The organism is Actinoplanes sp. NPDC026619 (genome assembly GCF_040638295.1).
Taxonomy (GTDB): Bacteria; Actinomycetota; Actinomycetes; order Mycobacteriales; family Micromonosporaceae; genus Actinoplanes.
In genome coordinates, this window is sequence record NZ_JBEZYA010000057.1 from 1 (window position 1) to 16,839 (window position 16,839).

The window sequence follows — 16,839 nt, forward strand, 5'->3', positions numbered from 1 at the left end:
TTACGAAGCAACGGTAACCATCGCCTCAATCATGATCTGGCTACGCGCGAAACCCGACCGGAGCCGACCATGATCCGTCAGATGCGCTCTAGGGATGGGCAGGTCGCTGTCCTGGTATCGCGTGCCTGAAACCGGTTACATCGCGTGGTGTTCTCAACGCCCGCACCTTCGGGGACATTTTCCTGAAAAACAGCTTTGAACTGGCCTTTCATCCCATCAGACATTGATAGGCTTCACAGTGTTGGGCGACAATGTCGCCCCGGAAAGCGCTTCCACGAAGCTGTGCATCCCCCTTCCCCGTGAGGTGTGAAATGCCGGAGAACAACCAGAAGAGCAGCGGCCTGCGGCGCCGCTCCGTGCTGGCGGGTGCTGCCGCCGGCGCCGGAGCGCTCGCGCTGGGTACCACCGTGCTGCGCGGCCAGGCCGACGCGGCCACCACCTTCGTCAAGGGCGCCGACGTCAGCTGGCTGCCGCAGTTGGAGGCCAAGGGCTACATCTGGAAGGACAAGAACGGTGTCCAGCGTGACCTGCTATCGATCCTGAAGGACTACGGCATCACCGCGGTCAGCCTGCGGACCTGGGTCAACCCGTCCAGCGACCCGACGAACGGGCACTGCAGCATCGAGGAGACCGCGCAGTTGGCCAAGCGGGCCAAGGCCGCGGGTTTGCAGGTGCTGGTCGGCTTTCACTTCGGCGACACCTGGAACTCGGCCGGCGTGCAGAACCCGCCGGCGGCGTGGGCGAGCATGACGTACGCCCAGATGGTGCAGGCGATGAACGACTACGTCTACCACTCGCTGAACGTGATCAAGTACTACGGGGTGACGCCGGGCTGGGTGAAGATCGGCAACGAGCAGAACTCGGGGATCTGCAAGCCGACCGGCAGCCTCAGCAAGCCGGCCCAGATGACCGGCCTGCTCAACGCCGCGTACAACATGTCCAAGACGGTCTTCCCGAGCACGCCGGTGCTGGTACACCTGGCGCAGCCGCAGAACCTGACCGGTGTCACGAACTTCCTCGACGCCTACAGGTCCAACGGCGGCAAGTGGGACATCACCGGCCTGTCCTCGTATGGTCAGGGCGGCAACGTGCCCGGCATCCTGGCGAACATGAAGACGATCCAGACCACGTACGGCAAGCCGGTCATGCAGGTGGAGTACGGCGGCCCGGTGGGCAAGCCGACCCAGGTGCGTGACTCGTTGAAGGCGTTCGTCACCGGGATCACGGCCTTCGGCGGCCTGGGCACCTTCTTCTGGGAGCCCGAGGGCTACCCGTCGCTCACCGCATACAACAGCTCCGCGTGGGACGAAGCCACCCGCCGCCCGACCGCCGCCCTCGACGGCTTCCTCTGATCCGGAGTCCTCATGGGTCGCGAGAGCAAGTAATCCCCACCGACCTGCCACGGCGACTACAGCGCGGGACACGCCTTCGGGCCCGAGTGGGAGGCCACGTCGCCGGCCCAGTGATTCCGGAGCCCGCTCCACGGGGGCGGGCTCCGATCCTGGCGAACAGAATGCGGGCGGTGAGGTCGCGTCATCGGAGGCCGGCGAACAGGTCGTTCTCGGGAAGCGGCGCGGCGGTCGTGTCGTACACCCGCAGGAAGGCCTCTTTTCCCATCAGCTGGGCGAAGCGTTCCTTGCCCAGGCTCAGGAAGAGAGCGCCGTCGCCCTGGCTGGGGTGCGCCGCGAGCGCGTCGTACTTCTGGTCGCTCACCCCGGTGGTGTCGATCCAGGTGGTGATCTGGTCGTCCGGCAGCCCGATCGGCGGGAGCTCGGAAACCTCGGTCTCGTCCCAGCCCAGCCCCGCCTCCCGCATCAGCGCGACGACGTCGCGCGTCCACGACTCGGGGACGGTGCTCCAGTACACCTTGGCCGGTCGGCCGGCCAGCTCGACCGCGGCCATCGTCACCCGATGGGTCTGGATGTGGTCCGGGTGGCCGTAGCCGCCGTTCTCGTCGTAGGTGACGATCACGTCCGGGCGGTACCGGCGGATCAGGTCGGCCAGCCGCTGCGCGGCGTCGGCCACCGGGGTGGTCCAGAACGCTCCCGGCGCCGTGTTGGTGGGCCAGCCCATCATCCCGGAGTCGTGGTATCCCAGCGTCTCGAGGTGGGTGACCTTCAGGACGGCGCAGCTGGCCGCCAGCTCCTGCCGGCGCGTCGCCACGACCGCCTCGGGGTCGTGGCCCGCCTCCCCCGGTTTGACGCCGGCCGGACCGTCGCCGCAGCGGCCATCGGTGCAGGTCACGACGACGGTGGTGACGCCCTCGGCGGCATAGCGGGCGAGCACGCCGCCGGTGCTGGTGGCCTCGTCGTCCGGGTGGGCGTGCACGGCCATCAGGGTCAAGCCACCGTTGTTCACCTGGCCACCCTAGATTGCGCCGCGACGCGGCGGTTCCCGATCGGCCGCGAGCCAGCCGTGGGCGAGGATGGCGAAGACCTCCTCGACGGCCCGCTCCGGGTCCGCCCGGCCGCGCACGAGGGCCGGCACGTCGAGCGCGAACCGGGCCAGCGCCAGGCAGGCGAGATCGTCGGGGGCCGCGCCGCACTCGGCGGCGATGGCGGCGCCGAGCGCGGTGGTGTGCCGGGTCCACATCTGCTCGCCGTAGGCACGCAGTGCCGGGGTGGAGCTCACCAGGCCGGTGAACTCGGCCATCTGCGGGTGGGTGGCGTGCGGAAGCCATACCGTGAGGATGTGATCGCGCAGGGCGTCGACGACGCTCCGGCCGGCCGGCCGCTGCCGGACCGCCGCGGTCAGCTCCGCCTCCTTGTCCTCGTCCTGGTCGAACACCAGCGCTTCCTTGCCCGGGAAGTGCTTGAACAGCGTGGTGGTCGACACGTCGGCCGCGTCCGCGATGTCCCGGATGCTCACCCGGTCGTAGCCCTGGGCGAGGAAGAGCCGCAGCGCGGCGTCGGCGATCGACTGACGGGTGGCCGCTTTCTTGCGTTCGCGGCGCCCGACCGGGAGCTCGGTCATCAGTTGAGCATATCCGATAGTGAAATCACAGACTAAGTTGACTCGTTGCACTTTTGAACTGTGTCTGCTTTTCTTGGGGAGCAGGTGATCCCCGAGACGACCAGGACGGTGCGCCATGACCGACAACCAGCCCCAGGTGCGATGGACGCTGCTGGGCGTGATGCTGGCGATGCTGCTCGCCATGCTCGACAACATGGTCGTCGGCACCGCGATGCCGACGATCGTCGGCGACCTCGGCGGCCTCGAGCACATCGCCTGGGTCGTCACCGCCTACACACTGACCACCGCCATCTCCACCCCGATCTGGGGCAAATTCGGTGATCTGTACGGTCGTAAGCACGTCTTCCTCGCCGCGATCGTCGTGTTCCTCGCGGGATCAGGCCTGGCCGGCGCGGCGCACACGATGACCGAGCTGATCGGCTTCCGCGCCCTGCAGGGCATCGGCGCCGGCGGGCTCGGCGCCGGCGCGTTCGCCCTGATCGCGACGCTCGTCCCGCCCCGGGAACGCGGCCGTTACCAGGGCATGACCGCCTCGGTGATGGCGCTGGGCACGATCGGCGGGCCGCTGCTCGGCGGCGTGGTCACCGAGCATCTGGGCTGGCGCTGGGCGTTCTACCTCAACCTGCCGCTGGGCGCGCTCGCCCTGGTGTGGTGCGCGCTGATGCTCAAGCTGCCGGTGACCCGCGTCCAGGCCCGCATCGACTGGGCCGGGATCGGCCTGCTCACCGCGGCGATCGGCGCCCTCACGCTCGGCGCGACCTGGGGCGGCAGCACGTACCCCTGGGGCTCCTGGCCGGTCGTGTCGCTGCTGGCCGGCGCCGCGGTCTTCGCGATCGCCTTCGTGGCGTCGCAACGGCGGGCGGTCGAGCCGGTCCTGCCGCTGCGGATCTTCACCGGGCACCGCAACTTCCCGCTCGCGCTGGCCGTCATCACCGCGGCCGGGGTGGTGATGTTCGGCTGCTCGCTCTACCTGCCGCTGTTCCAGCAGACCGTGCAGCACGCCTCCGCCGCCAACTCCGGCCTGCTCCTGCTGCCGCTGATGATCCCGGTCGTGGTGATGTCGCAGATCGCCGGCCGCCGGATGACCGCCACCGGCCGCTACAAGATCTTCCCGGTGCTCGGCGCCGGCTTCCTGATCGCCGGCACCGGCCTGCTGGCCACCATGACCGTGCACACCTCCCGCACGACGACCAGTTGCTACATGGCGCTGATCGGCGTCGGGCTCGGCTTCACCATGCAGATGGCGACGACCATCGCCCAGAACAGCGTCGAGATGCGTGACATGGGCACCGCCTCCGCGGCGACGAACCTGTTCCGCACGCTCGGCGGCTCGGTCGGGGTGGCCGTCTTCGGCACCCTGTTCACCAACGCCGTGACCGGCCGCGTCGCCGCCGCCCAGCTCGCCGGCGCGGCCGCCGGGGTGCGGCACATCTTCCTGGTCACGGCGGTCGTCTGCGCCGTCGCCCTGCTCGCCGCGGTCTTCCTCGAGGAAGTCCCGCTGCGCGGCGGCCCCGCGGCCAAGGCCCCCACGCCGGAGCCGCAGACCGCCCTGGCGAAGTAACCCCATCCCACCATCGAGAGGAAACACCATGACCGGCTCGAGAATCAGCATCATCGGCGGCGGCCCCGGCGGCCTGACCTGCGCCCGCATCCTTCAGCAGCGCGGCATCGAGGTCACCGTCTTCGACCGCGACACCGGCCCGGACGCCCGCAACCAGGGCGGCACACTCGATCTGCGCACCGACGACGGCCAGCTCGCCCTGCGCGAGGCCGGCCTGATCGACGAGTTCTGGAAGCTGGCCCGCCCGGAAGGCCAGGAGATGCGTCAGCTGGACCCGGCCGGGACCATGAAGTTCCATCACGTCCCGGACTCCGACGATCGGTTCAAGCCGGAGATCGACCGGGGCCAGCTGCGTGACCTGCTGCTCCACTCGCTGCGGCCGGGAACCGTGTGGTGGGGCGCCGAGCTGGCGTCGATCAGCGGCCCGGCCGACGGCCCCCGGCAACTGCACTTCGCCGACGGCACGACCGTCGAGACCGACCTGGTCATCGGCGCCGACGGCGCCTTCTCCCGGGTCCGCCCGGCGGTGTCACCGGCGACGCCGCACCACACCGGGGTGAGCTTCCTGGAAGCCCGGTTCGACGACGTCGACAACCGGCACGCGGCGCTGGCCGAGCTCGTCGGCCCGGGCAGCGCGGCCGCAGCCGACGGCGACCGCGGCGTCTTCGCCCAGCGCAACAGCGGCGACCACATCCGCGTCTACCTCATGCAGCGCGTGCCGGTCGACTGGATCACCGCGAACGGACTGACCCTCGACGACACCGCGGGGCTGCGCGCCCACCTGCTCGACGCCTTCGCCGGCTGGGCGCCGCAACTGCTCGCGATGATCACCGACAACGACGGCGGCTACGTCGATCGCCCGATCTTCGCCCTGCCGGTCCCGCACGCCTGGGCGCACGTGCCGACCGTGACCCTGCTCGGCGACGCCGCCCACCTGATGCCCCCGGTCGGCGTCGGCGTCAACCTGGCCATGCTCGACGCCTGCGACCTCGCCCTCGCGCTGGCCGCCGCGGCCACCACCGGCGAGGCGGTCCAGGCCTACGAGAAGACCATGTTTCCCCGATCCGAGGAGTGGGCCCTCGCTGCCGACGGCGTCGCCGAGGGACTCCTCTCCGGCGACGGCCCGCCGGAGGCCGAGGAAGCCCGCGAAGGTGAGTTCGTCAGTTTGCCCTGAAAATCGCTACCTCAGCATTCCTGGCGTCCGTACCTTTGGCGCTCATGAGGACAAGCGGCCTGCGTTTCCGCGACCCGTCGGCCGGGCTGGCACGCTTCGCCGACGACATCCTCGTCGGCTGCCCGGCCTGCGCCGGCCCCGCATCGGTCCGCGCCGACCCCGACGCCGACCGCCCGGACGCGACCTGGCTGCGCCGGCGGCTCATCTGCGCAGGCTGCGGGCACACGGCCGAATGGGACGCGCCGAGGCACGGCGCCGGTCGTCTCCTGCCACACCTGACCGGACCGGACGATCCCTACTTCGGGTTACCGCTATGGCTGCGCACCGACGTCCGCCGGCACGTGCTGTGGGCCTACAACGCCCGGCATCTGACGCTGCTCGAGCAGTACGTGACCGCCGAGCTCCGCGAGCGCGGCCCGGCCGTGTCCTGCTGCTCGATGACCATGATCGAACAGCTACCGGCCTGGATGAAGGCAGCCAAGCACCGCCCCGACCTGCTGCGCGCCATCCACCGCCTCCAGGACCGCCTGCTCTGACCCGCCACACCGCACGCCACGGGCGCGCCCGCACCACGCGACCGGCGTCCGACACGAGCACGCACCGCGACTTTCGCGCAGCCGCACGCCTACACCCACGTGCCCGGTTTGCTCTGCTTACCGATGCGCGCGGATCCGCGCGTATACGTGTGCAGAGCAAACCGCCGAACACACTGCTGCTCGCCCAGGTCAGGGCGGTTGATCGCGAGGCCTGTCGGCGGCCGGGAAGGCGTCGGGGCCGGGCCCGCCCGCAGCGGGCGCGCGGAGGGTGAGCTGCACCTGCCGGGACCGACTGCTACGGGAGTGGGGCACCGCGTACGCGAAAAGAGAGCGTGAGGGAAACGCGCGACGCCGCGGCAGGCCTTCAGCCCCAGTCCGGGGAGGCCGACACCCCTTCATGGACCGGCTGACGCGGAAGGGATTGCCGGGTTCGGATACGAGCTGGGGCTGCTGAAACGCGTGCGGCGCTCCGGCTGGTGGCACTTTCGCCGCTCTCGTGGCGTGACCGCTGAGCCGCGCCTCGTAGCGCCGGGGCGGTGCGAATTCCGGGGCGTTGTTACTGTCCAGGCGAGAGCGTGGGTGGTGGTCGATATGGAGCTTCCGGCGGACGGCGACACGGTGTTCGTGCCGGCGCGCCCGGTGCGGGTGGGCAGTGAGCGGGACCCGGCGGTGGAGATCCGGCGGCTGGCGGGCAGCGGGGAGCCGGTGGGGCTGGCGTTCACGTCGGCCGGGGCGCTGGTGCGCACCCTCGGGCCGTTCCAGCCGTGGCTGGGCATGCCGATGTATGCGTATGTGGCGTGGCTGCGCACCCAGGGCGTGGACCGCGTCCAGGTCGACCCGGTCTACGCCGCCGACGTGCACGGATGGGACGCGGCGACCGTCGTCGCCGCGTCGGAGGAGGGCTGATGGGCGCGGGCTATCAGGTCGTCTACGGCGACCTCGGTGATCTGGCGGGGGCGTTCACCGCGGAGTCGGAGGAGTTCGCGGGGCTGCGGCCGCGGATGGCCCCGGCGCCGGTCGACGGTGGCGACGCCACGCTGAACGCGGGGATCGCCGCGGTGCTGTCGCTGTTCGCGTCGCTGAACGCGGGCATCAGCGCGGCGATGGACGAGCACGGGGTGAAGCTGCGCGAGTGCCACGACGACTACAAGGAGAACGACTCCGATGTGGTCGCGCTCTACAACAAGGTGATGGGCGAGGCATGAGGATCGGTGGCGACATCGGCGGCCTGCAGAAGGCGTCCGGTCTGCTGTCCGGCGTCACCGAGGAGATGCGCGGCAGCGCCGAGGCCCTCAGCAAGCGGGTCGACCAGCTGATCGGTGACGCCGGGTGGTCGGGGGCGGCGGCCGAGGAGTTCAAGGGCGCCTGGGAGCAGGACGCGACCGCGGTGGTCGAGCTCAGCTCGTGTGTGCAGCTCGCCGGCCGCACCCTCGCGACGCTGTCGGCCGATCTCGAGCAGGCGCAGCGGCAGCTTGATCTGGCGGTGTCCGACGCTCTCGACGCGGGCGTGCCGGTCGGCGCGGACGGCTCGGTGCCGCCCGGTGTCTACACCGAACCGGTGCTCGCCGCGATGCGGCAGTATTCGGCCGCGGCCAAGGCCGCGGAGGACGCCGCCCAGGACGCGCGGGACACGGCCACCGAGATGCTGCACGAGATCACCGCCGCGATCGCCGGCGAGCCGACCTCGTTCCTGAAGTCGGCGGACGTGGCGATCCTGGCCGCGTCGCTGAAGGGCTATTACGCCCTGCCGAACGAGTACGCCGCGGACGCGAAGACCAAGCTGGATGACTTCAACCGCCAGTACAAGGACACCCGGTACGCCCGCAAGCACAGCCCGGCCGGCTCCAACGCCAAGGCGGCGCTCACCGGTGAATTGGCCGAGATGCGGGCCGTACGCAAGGGATTGGTCACCGATTTGTCGGCCGCCGAGAAGGTGGCCGGGCATTTCAAGGGCGGCCGGTTCCTCGGCAGCTCGCTCGGCGACCTGGCCGACGGGATGGGCGTGCTGCAGGACGGCGGGAAGTTGTCCCGCCTGCTCGACGGGGTGCCGGCCGTCGATGTCGTGCTGGGCGCGTTCGCCACCTGGGCGCAGGCCAAGGAGGACCACGAGAAGGGCTGGGGGTGGACGCACGCCATCCTGGTCGACGGCGGTTCCAACGCGGCCGCGATCGGCGCCGGCGTGGCGACCGACTTCATCCCGTACGTCGGGCCGGTGCTCGCGCCGTTCACGTCGTACGGCGTCGGCGCCTTTGGTTATGAAGCCGGCCACGAGGGGCACTGGACCGAGCACATCAGCGAGGACGGCGTGCTCAAGGGCATCGGCGAGGGCCTGGTCGACACCGGCAAGACCACCTGGGACGAGGATGTCGTCGGCATGTACCACAAGGTCGGCCACGACATCGAGCACCCGCAGGAAGCCGCGAAGAGCCTCTGGCACGGCGTGAAGAACCTGTTCTGACGAAAGCCGACGCAGATGAGCAAAGCCCCCATCCCCGATGACGTACGCCGTGCCCGGCTCCGCACGATCGCCCGGCAGAACGGCGGCGCGGTGCCGGTCCCGTTCCTCGGCCTGACCTGGCAGACCCGGGGCGGCGCCTACTGGCGTCGCCGGGCCGGCGCCACCGTCGTGTTCCTGCTGGCCCTGGCCCTGGTCGGCGGGATGGCCACCGGCTTCACCATCGGCATCGCCGGCAATGGCCGCGATGTGATCCGGGTCGTCCTCGCCGTCCTCTACGACCTGACCGCGATCGCCGGCATCCGCTCCGGCCTGCGCACGCTGGCGGCGGCGCCGCTGGACGACCGCGGCCGGATCGTCGGCTCCGCCGTGCCGAACGGGCTGCTGGCGCTGGTGCTCGCCCCGTACGGCACCGGGCTGGTGCTCACCATGCTGCTGGCCACGTTCCGCCGCGATTTCATCGGCGAAAACTCCGCCCGCGAGTTCAGCGGAACCATTGCCTGACGCACGTTCTTCGCTCTGCCCGACGCGGTCAAGGACGCGTACGGGACCGGCGCCGGCGGGCGGGGGTGGACAGCCCGCGGCCAGGAGGCAGACGCGTAATCTCGCCGCCATGGCTGCGCCGACCCACGACGACCTCAATCTGGGCACCTGGCGACGCGATCAGGGCACGGTGCTGCGCCAGGCCGTGTCGGTGCCGGCCGGCGGCCGCGCGCCGCAGGCGATCATCGCCGAGTCGGAGGTGACCCGGGTCCCGACCGAGTGGTCGCCGCACTCGCATCCGATGCACGAGCTGGTCTGGGTCCGCAGCGGCACGCTGACCTCCCGGGTCGGGAACCGGATCTTCACGGTGCCGCCCGGGTTCGGCCTGTGGCTGCCCGCCGGGGTGGTCCACGGCGGCCGGCTGACGGCGGCCGCCCAGTTCCACGATGCCTTCTTCGCCCCCGACCGCACGCCGGTCGAGTTCGCCGGTCCGACGCCGATCGAGATGACCTCCCTGCTGGAGTCGCTGCTGGTGCGCCTGGCGCGGCCGGATCTCGACGCCGGGGCGAGAGCACGATGATCGGTACGGCCACCGGCCGCACCGAACGCGCCGACGTGGTGCTCAAGCAGTTCGACCAGCATCTCGCCGAGGCGAAGCAGAAGGTCACGGCCGCGAACGTGACGGCGAAGGACTTCCTGTTCTTCGACGGTTGGATCGAGGGCGGCAACGTGGTCATCCGCCCGTACGGCAAGGGCGCGCTGTTCACCGAGCTCGGCGAGCAGCTCGGGATGACCCCGGCCTGGACCGACAAGATTAATTCGGCGTACGGCAGTGGCGGTGTCGACCCCGCCTACGGTCTCGCGCAGACCGACATCGAAGGGCTCACCGCCGTCGGCAGCGCCACCCTGTTCTACTCCGACGACGACACCGCGGACAGCTACGTCAAAGAGTTGACCAAGAGCCCGATCTGGACGGCGCTGCCGGCCGTCAAGGAAGGCCGGGCGTACGCGTTCCCGGCCGGCGTCTGGGGCGCCGGTGGCCCGCTGTCGAACGAGCAGGCGATCGACGCGTACGTGAAGATCCTGACCAAGGCGTGAGCAGCACCTCCCTCCGGCTCGGCCGCCGGGCGAGCGGGGTGGCCGTGCTGGCCGCCCTGCTCGTCCTCGTCGTCATCGCCGGGCTGTGGCACGTCACCCAGGGCACCTCCGGAATCGGGTTCTGGGACCTGCTGCGCTACCTGCTCGGGGCGCACGAAAGCGTCGGCGGCGTGCCGGTCGCGGACGTGGTGACCGGCTCCCGCCTGCCGCGCATGCTCGCCGGCATCGCGGTCGGCGTGGCGCTCGGCGCGGCCGGGGCGCTCCTGCAGTCGGTCACCCGCAACGCGCTGGCCGCCCCGGACACCCTCGCCGTCACCGCCGGGTCCTATTTCGCGCTGTGTGCGGTCGCCGCGTTCGGCCTGGCGGTGCCGCTCTGGGCCTCCGGCGCGGTGGCCTTCGGCGGCGGCCTGCTCGCCGCGGCCCTCGTGCTCGGCCTCGCCGGCAACGCCGCCGGCCTCGCCTCGACCCGCCTGATCCTGGCCGGCTCGGCGATCGCGATGGCATTGGACGCCGCCACCGCGATGCTGCTCATTCTCTTCAAGGAAAGCACCACCGGGTTGTACGCCTGGGGCAGCGGCTCGCTGGCCCAGCTCAACCTCGACGCCGCCGAGCGGGCCGCCCCGGTCATCGCCGTCGTCCTGGTCGTCGCCCTGCTGCTGGCCCGGCGGCTCGACGTGCTCGGCCTCGGCGACGACGCGGCCGCCTCGCTGGGCGTGCCGATCCGCTCGACCCGGATCGTCGCGATCCTCTGCGCCGTCCTGTTGACCAGCATCTCGGTGACGCTGGCCGGCCCGCTGGCCTTCGTCGGCCTCGCCGCCCCGGTGGCCGTGCGCCTCGCCGCGAACCGCATCGGGGTGCTCGGCCGGCACGGCTTCCTGATCCCGGCCTGCGGGCTCGTCGGGGCGCTCTTCGTGCTCCTCGCCGACGCCGTGCTCCGGGCGATCATGGGCGCCCAGGCGGCCGCCTCCATCCCCACCGGCATCCCGACCTCGCTGCTCGGCGCCGTCGTCATCGTGGTCCTCGCGCTCCGGCTGCGCGACGCCGGAGCGGCCCGGGACGCGCCCCGCGCGCACGTCGCGGTCCGCTCACACCGCCGCTTCCTGACCGTCGTCGCCGTCGCGGCCGTGCTGCTCGCCGCGGCGGCGCTGGTCGGCCTGCTGGCCGGCAGCCTGTGGCTGCGCACCGGCGACCTGGCGCTCTGGCTGCAGGGCACCGCGCCGGAGCTGATCGCCCGGGCCCTCGACGACCGGGCCCCGCGGGTCGCGGCGGCGATCGTCGCCGGTGCGGCGCTCGCCCTCGCCGGAACGGTCGTGCAGGGCACCGTGCGCAACCCGCTGGCCGAGCCGGGGATTCTCGGCATCACCGCCGGGGCCGGCCTCGGCGCGGTGATCGTCGTGACCTCGGCCGCCTCCGCCGGGCGGCCCGCGCTCATCGTCACCGCCGTCGCGCTCGGGCTCGGCACCTTCGCCCTGATCGCCGTGCTGGCCTGGCGGGGCGGGCTGCTCCCCGACCGCTTCCTGCTCATCGGCATCGGGTGCGGCTACGCGCTCAGCGACATCAGCACCTTCCTGCTGCTGCGCGCCGACCCGTGGGACACGCCGCGCATCCTGACCTGGCTCTCCGGCACGACGTACGGCCGTACCTTCGCCGATGTCTGGCCCGTTGCCCTTGTTCTGCTGCTCGCCACCCCCATCGTGCTGGGCCTGCGCCGCGAGCTCGACCTGCTGGCCATCGACGAGGACACCCCGCGCATCCTCGGCGTCCGCAAGGAGGGCGCGCGGTTGTTGCTGCTGACGATCGCGGCGGTCGCGGCGGCGGTGAGCGTGATCGCGGTCGGCGTGGTCGGCTTCGTGGGTCTCGTCGCCCCGCACGTCGCCCGCGGCCTCGTCGGGGTCCGGCACGGGCGGATCATCCCGGTCGCGATGCTGCTCGGCGGACTGCTCGTCTGCCTCGCCGACACCCTCGGCCGTACGCTCATCGCGCCCTCGCAGATCCCCGCCGGACTCATGATGGCCCTGGTCGGCGCCCCGTACTTCGTCTGGCTGCTGCGCCGCTCCGGTAGCTGACCGGGTGACACTCCCCCGGCGATGGCCCCAATGCCGTAATTGATCACTAAAGACGTTTATTCTCCGGAATGTGCAGGTGCGCTGGACCGTAGCCCGGATGCTCAGCGCGGGCTTCGCCGTCGCGCTCGTGGCGTTGCTCGTCGTCGGCGCCAGCGCCTACACCCGGATCGGCGAGCTCATCCACGCCCGTCAGCCGCTGAGCAAATCGCAGCTGGCATTCGGCGCGGTTCTCCGGCTCGACGATCAGCTGGATCTGGTGGATCGCGGCGGCCGCGGCTACCTGACCGACCGCACGCCCGCGTCCCTGCAGCGCTACCAGCAGTCGGTGGCCGCTCTCGCGCACACCCTCGACCAGGTCCGGCAGGGCACCGCGAGCGATGCGGCACAGCAACGGCTGCTGGACCGGCTGGAGCCGCTGATCGCGCAGTCGACGCCGGCCACCCCGGTGCCCGATCGCGGTCGCGCCGACCGGCACGACGAGATCATCGACCTGGTCAACGCCATGCGCAACCACGAGAACCGCCTGCTCGAACAGCGCCAGCGGGCGATCGACGACAGCGCCCGCGACACCCGCCGCCTGATCGTGGTGGTCTCGGTGATCACCGCTCTGTTCGTCGTCGGGGCCGGGCGGTGGATCACCCGCCGGATCACCACGGCGGCGACCGAGGTCACCGGGGCGGCCGCGCGGGTCATCGAGGGCGACCTGACCCGGCCGGCCACGGTGACCGCCCCGGTCGAGCTCGCCCAGATGGCCCACGCCGTCAACTCGTCGATGACCGCGATGGCCCGGGCCCGCGACGAGGCGCTCGCCGCGACCGCGGCCAAGTCGGCGTTCCTCGCCGCGACCAGCCACGAGATCCGCACGCCGATGAACGCCGTGCTCGGTGGCATCGGCATGCTGGACGACGGCACCCTGACCGGCCCGCAGCGCGAGCTGGTCCACATCGTCCGGGGCAGCGCCGACAACCTGCTCGGGATCATCAACGACATCCTCGACTTCTCCAAGATCGAGGCGGGCGAACTGCACTTCGACGAGCAGCCGGTCGAGCTGCGCGGGCTGGTCGAGGACGCGGTCCGCATGGTCGCGTTGACCGCCGACGCCAAGGGGCTGCGGCTGACCTCGGAGATCGCGGCCGACTGCCCGGCCACCGTGGTCACGGACGAGAGCCGGCTCCGGCAGATCCTGGTCAACCTGCTCGGCAACGCGGTGAAGTTCACCGATCGGGGCGGCGTCTCGGTGAGCGTGTCCGCCCGGCCCGAACCCGGCGGCGCGCACACTCGCCTGCGGATCGCCGTCCGGGACACCGGGATCGGCATCGACGACGACCAGATCGAGCGGATGTTCGTGGCGTTCACCCAGGTCGACGCGTCGTCCACGCGCCGGCGGGCGGGCACCGGGCTGGGCCTGGCGATCAGCCTGCGGCTCGCGCAGGCCATGGGCGGCACGATCACGGTGCACAGCACGCCCGGCGAGGGCTCGACCTTCGACGTCGACGTGCGAGCCGGCCTCAGCGACGAGAAGCCCGCGCCGCGCCGGCCGGTCGCCGAGACGCCGGCCGGCGGGCAGACCGCGCTGCACATCCTGGTCGCCGAGGACAACCCGACCAACCAGCGGGTCGCCGAGCTCCTGCTCACCCGGCGCGGCCACCGCGTCGACATGGTGGACAACGGGGCCGACGCGGTCCGGGCGGTGCACGACGTCCCCTACGACCTGGTGCTGATGGACGTCCGCATGCCCGACGTGGACGGGCTGCAGGCCACCCGGCTGATCCGGGCCGATCCGCCACCGGGCGGCCGGCCGATGATCGTGGCTCTCACCGCGAACGCCACCGTCGACGATCGCGCGGCGGGCCGCCAGGCCGGCATGGACGACTTCCTCGCCAAGCCGATCCGGGAAGCCGACCTCGACGTCGTGCTCGCCGCGGTCGCCGGGCACGCCGACACCGCCCGCCACCTGATTTCGGCCCCGTCCTCAGCCCCGTCCTCAGGCCCGTCCTCAGGCCCGTCCTCAGGCCCGTCCTCAGGCCCGTCCTCAGGCCCGTCCTCAGGCCCGTCCTCGGATCAGGACGACATCCGGGCCGCCGTGTCGGTCATCGCCGGCGCCAGTTTCGCCGATCACGCACGCCTCGCCGACATCCTGATCGCGTTCGCCGCGCGGCTGCCGACCGTCCTCGCCGACCTCGACGGCGCGGTCGCCGGCGCCGACCACCGCACGGTGGAGCGGGTCGCCCACGGTCTCAAGGGCTCGGCCGCCACTCTCGGCGCCCACCGGCTGGCGGCGGCGTGCGCGGACATCGAGGAACAGGCCCGCGCGGGCGACGCCGCCGCACTCCAGGCGGCGCTGCGGGTCCTGCGCGACCTCGCGGGAACGGCACAGGAGGCGGTCACCGCGGTCTCGGCGGAGCTGACCACCAGCACCGCGTGACCGAATGCGGGATCAGTGGCCCGGGCCACCCGGACGGCCAGGGGCTCCGGGCCGTCCGGGGCCGTCGTTGTTGTCACGGTCGATGCGAAGCGCCCACATGCCGCGATAAGGCCCGTCGCCGACCCGGTCGCAGTCGGCATCGTTCCATCGATTCTGTGACCGGCTCACCCGGGCGACCCAGTCACAGTCGGACTGCGAACGGAAATAACCCACGGTCTCCTCGCCACGCGATGGCTGCGAAACCTGGGCGGACGCGGCCTGAGCCGAGCCCGCCACTACCGTTGCGCCGGCCATCAGACCCGCGCCGATCAGCACAAATGCTCGTACCTTGCGATTCATTTCTCGTCCCTTTCGTGCGGATACCCTGACCTCATCAGGTGACCACGAAAAGGCGGCCGGCCGAGACGGAATTCGCGCTATTGCTTCCTCTTTTCAGGTGCGCTGTCCTTTTCCCAGGTTATTCATAGGCTCCCGATAAGGTATTCACAGCAAGTGCGAATGGCGAATCAGCGGTAGCCGGCCGCGACGATGTTGGCCTGGACCTCGTTCTCGGCGGTATCAGTGGGATAGCCGCTGGTCATCGCGCCCTCGTAGAACGTGCCGGCGCCCTTGATGCTGTTGTCGCCGCCGGTGCCGAGGATGATCGCGCCCTCCTTCTTCATCGGGTCGTAGCCGCTGACCGCCGGGTCGAGCACCGACTCGGCAGGGCGGACCCCGTTGTAATAGGTGGTGATCGAACCGGTCTGGGCGTTGCCGGCGCGGATTGCGAAGTTGTGCGGCTTGCCCTTGACGACGGCGGTCAGATAGCGGTGGGTGAGCGTGGGGTCGTTCGTGTTGTCCTGCGCCTTCGACCCGCCGTAAACGCCGTTCTCCATGTCCACCAGCACCCATGGGCCGTCGCCGGCGCCGGAGCCCCACTTGGTGGTGTTGCCGAAGTAGATGGCCTCCATCGTGCCGTTGCCGTTGTCCTCGCCGTTGGTCTCGGCGTTGCCGTAGTCGAAGCAGCAGCCGCCGTTGTAGTGGGTGCCGTCGATGACGTCGTACATGCCCTCCGGGTTGTCGCCGGTCGCGATGCCGTTGGTGGCGTTGTTGCGATAACCCACCCCGGGAACGACATAGACGCCGTACGCCTGGTGCCCGCCCACCGTGGTCGGCGCGGCGGTCGCGTCGGCCAGGTTGTCGTAGCCGCCCGCGGCCGGTCCGGAGAAGTGCCCGGGCGGCGCCTGGTAGAGGTGGTTACCTTTGCCGGACTGGTCGTAGATGATGCTGATCAGGCAGGTCGTGCCGGCGCAGAACGAGTCCTGCAGGGCCGCGTTGGCCACCCCGCCCGCGGACAGCGGCGTGATGTTCTTGGTGGTGCTGTCCGACGCCCGTTTCACCTGGTAGAGGTTGCCGTTGTAGGCGGCGTACATGGCCCGGGTGGTGCTGTGCGCGGCCACGCACGGCGTGCCCCCGGCGGCGTAGGCGTCACACGGCAGACGGGGCGGGCCGGAAGTAGGACCGCTGACGTAGTTGAACGACCACTGCATCCGGGCGACGTCGGCGCAGGTCTCCTCCACGATCGGGTTGTTGCCCGCGGTCGAGCCGTCCTTGTCGCTGATGCACAGGCCGCTGGAAACGCTCTTCACCAGGTACTTCCCGGCAGCTGCGGCGGACGCGGTGAACGTCCACAGCTGGTTGCTCTTGGTGCCGTCGCCGCAGCCGTACTGCTGCAACTGCGAACCGGACACCGAGCCGGTGGGCACGTCGATGCAGCGGGTGCTCTTGCCGTTGGCCAGGTTGAACGGGCCGGCGCCGGACACCTTCCACTGCTGATCGGTGACGGCGGCGCACGCGACCTGGATCAGCAGGGCACTGTTGGCGGTGGACGCGCCGGTGACGTCGACACACTTGCCACTGGCGCCGGACGCCAGCTGATAGACGCCGGTCGCGACGGGGGTGGTGGCCGCCTCGGCCGGAGTCATCGTCAGAGCTACCAGCACGCCGGCGACCACCGGCGTCAGTTTTCTGCTTCTCATAAGCCAGGACACGAGCGCGCCTTTCTTCGTACGCTGACGGGATCGTTTGC

Annotated in this window: 15 protein-coding genes; 12 read left to right on the forward strand and 3 right to left on the reverse strand. The window is 71.0% G+C overall.

Going from position 1 to position 16,839, the window contains the following annotated elements:
• Positions 1-311 precede the first annotated feature (311 nt).
• Entirely contained in the window at positions 312-1,352 is a 1,041-nt protein-coding gene (locus AB0E90_RS50530) for a glycosyl hydrolase 53 family protein (protein ID WP_360420848.1), read from the forward strand.
• Positions 1,353-1,533: 181 nt separating this feature from the next.
• Here AB0E90_RS50530 and AB0E90_RS50535 read toward each other — a convergent pair whose 3' ends face one another.
• Together AB0E90_RS50535 and AB0E90_RS50540 are read right to left on the reverse strand one after the other, a co-directional pair.
• Complete coding sequence (locus AB0E90_RS50535; RefSeq protein WP_360420850.1) at positions 1,534-2,358, reverse strand: PIG-L family deacetylase; 825 nt, start codon at positions 2,356-2,358, stop codon at positions 1,534-1,536.
• Positions 2,359-2,367: 9 nt separating this feature from the next.
• A complete protein-coding gene (locus tag AB0E90_RS50540) occupies positions 2,368-2,973 on the reverse strand; it encodes a helix-turn-helix domain-containing protein (RefSeq protein ID WP_360420852.1) in 606 nt (201 codons plus the stop codon).
• Positions 2,974-3,088: 115 nt separating this feature from the next.
• Here AB0E90_RS50540 and AB0E90_RS50545 point away from each other — a divergent pair, with 115 nt between their 5' ends.
• The 11 genes from AB0E90_RS50545 (at position 3,089) to AB0E90_RS50595 (ending at position 14,771) form a co-directional block, all read left to right on the forward strand.
• Positions 3,089-4,534 carry an MDR family MFS transporter gene (locus AB0E90_RS50545; RefSeq protein ID WP_360420854.1) on the forward strand — a complete coding sequence of 482 codons (1,446 nt, stop codon included), beginning with the start codon at positions 3,089-3,091 and terminating at the stop codon, positions 4,532-4,534.
• A gap of 28 nt (positions 4,535-4,562) precedes the next feature.
• Complete coding sequence (locus AB0E90_RS50550) at positions 4,563-5,708, forward strand: FAD-dependent monooxygenase (protein WP_360420856.1); 1,146 nt, start codon at positions 4,563-4,565, stop codon at positions 5,706-5,708.
• A 44-nt stretch (positions 5,709-5,752) separates the two neighbouring features.
• Positions 5,753-6,244 (forward strand): hypothetical protein, encoded by a 492-nt coding sequence (locus AB0E90_RS50555; RefSeq protein ID WP_360420858.1) that lies wholly within the window; start codon positions 5,753-5,755, stop codon positions 6,242-6,244.
• A 591-nt stretch (positions 6,245-6,835) separates the two neighbouring features.
• Complete coding sequence (locus AB0E90_RS50560) at positions 6,836-7,150, forward strand: SAV_915 family protein (protein ID WP_360420859.1); 315 nt, start codon at positions 6,836-6,838, stop codon at positions 7,148-7,150.
• Positions 7,150-7,449 carry a DUF6317 family protein gene (locus tag AB0E90_RS50565; RefSeq protein ID WP_360420861.1) on the forward strand — a complete coding sequence of 100 codons (300 nt, stop codon included), beginning with the start codon at positions 7,150-7,152 and terminating at the stop codon, positions 7,447-7,449. Before AB0E90_RS50560 ends, AB0E90_RS50565 begins: the two co-directional genes overlap by 1 nt.
• Complete coding sequence (locus AB0E90_RS50570; RefSeq protein WP_360420863.1) at positions 7,446-8,702, forward strand: WXG100 family type VII secretion target; 1,257 nt, start codon at positions 7,446-7,448, stop codon at positions 8,700-8,702. Before AB0E90_RS50565 ends, AB0E90_RS50570 begins: the two co-directional genes overlap by 4 nt.
• Before the next feature lie 15 nt (positions 8,703-8,717).
• Entirely contained in the window at positions 8,718-9,203 is a 486-nt protein-coding gene (locus AB0E90_RS50575) for a hypothetical protein (RefSeq protein WP_360420865.1), read from the forward strand.
• Positions 9,204-9,312: 109 nt separating this feature from the next.
• The gene (locus tag AB0E90_RS50580) at positions 9,313-9,762 is read left to right on the forward strand and encodes a cupin domain-containing protein (protein ID WP_360420867.1); all 450 of its coding nucleotides are present in this window, start codon (positions 9,313-9,315) and stop codon (positions 9,760-9,762) included.
• Complete coding sequence (locus tag AB0E90_RS50585; RefSeq protein ID WP_360420869.1) at positions 9,759-10,280, forward strand: ABC transporter substrate-binding protein; 522 nt, start codon at positions 9,759-9,761, stop codon at positions 10,278-10,280. The genes AB0E90_RS50580 and AB0E90_RS50585 overlap by 4 nt, the downstream gene beginning before the upstream one ends.
• Complete coding sequence (locus AB0E90_RS50590) at positions 10,277-12,346, forward strand: iron ABC transporter permease (RefSeq protein WP_360420871.1); 2,070 nt, start codon at positions 10,277-10,279, stop codon at positions 12,344-12,346. The genes AB0E90_RS50585 and AB0E90_RS50590 overlap by 4 nt, the downstream gene beginning before the upstream one ends.
• Before the next feature lie 70 nt (positions 12,347-12,416).
• Entirely contained in the window at positions 12,417-14,771 is a 2,355-nt protein-coding gene (locus AB0E90_RS50595; RefSeq protein WP_360420873.1) for an ATP-binding protein, read from the forward strand.
• Positions 14,772-15,277: 506 nt separating this feature from the next.
• On the opposite strand, the gene AB0E90_RS50600 is transcribed toward AB0E90_RS50595, so the two are convergent.
• Positions 15,278-16,789, reverse strand: coding sequence for an arabinofuranosidase catalytic domain-containing protein (locus AB0E90_RS50600; protein ID WP_360420875.1), 1,512 nt, complete (start codon positions 16,787-16,789; stop codon positions 15,278-15,280).
• Between the last annotated feature and the right edge of the window lie 50 nt (positions 16,790-16,839).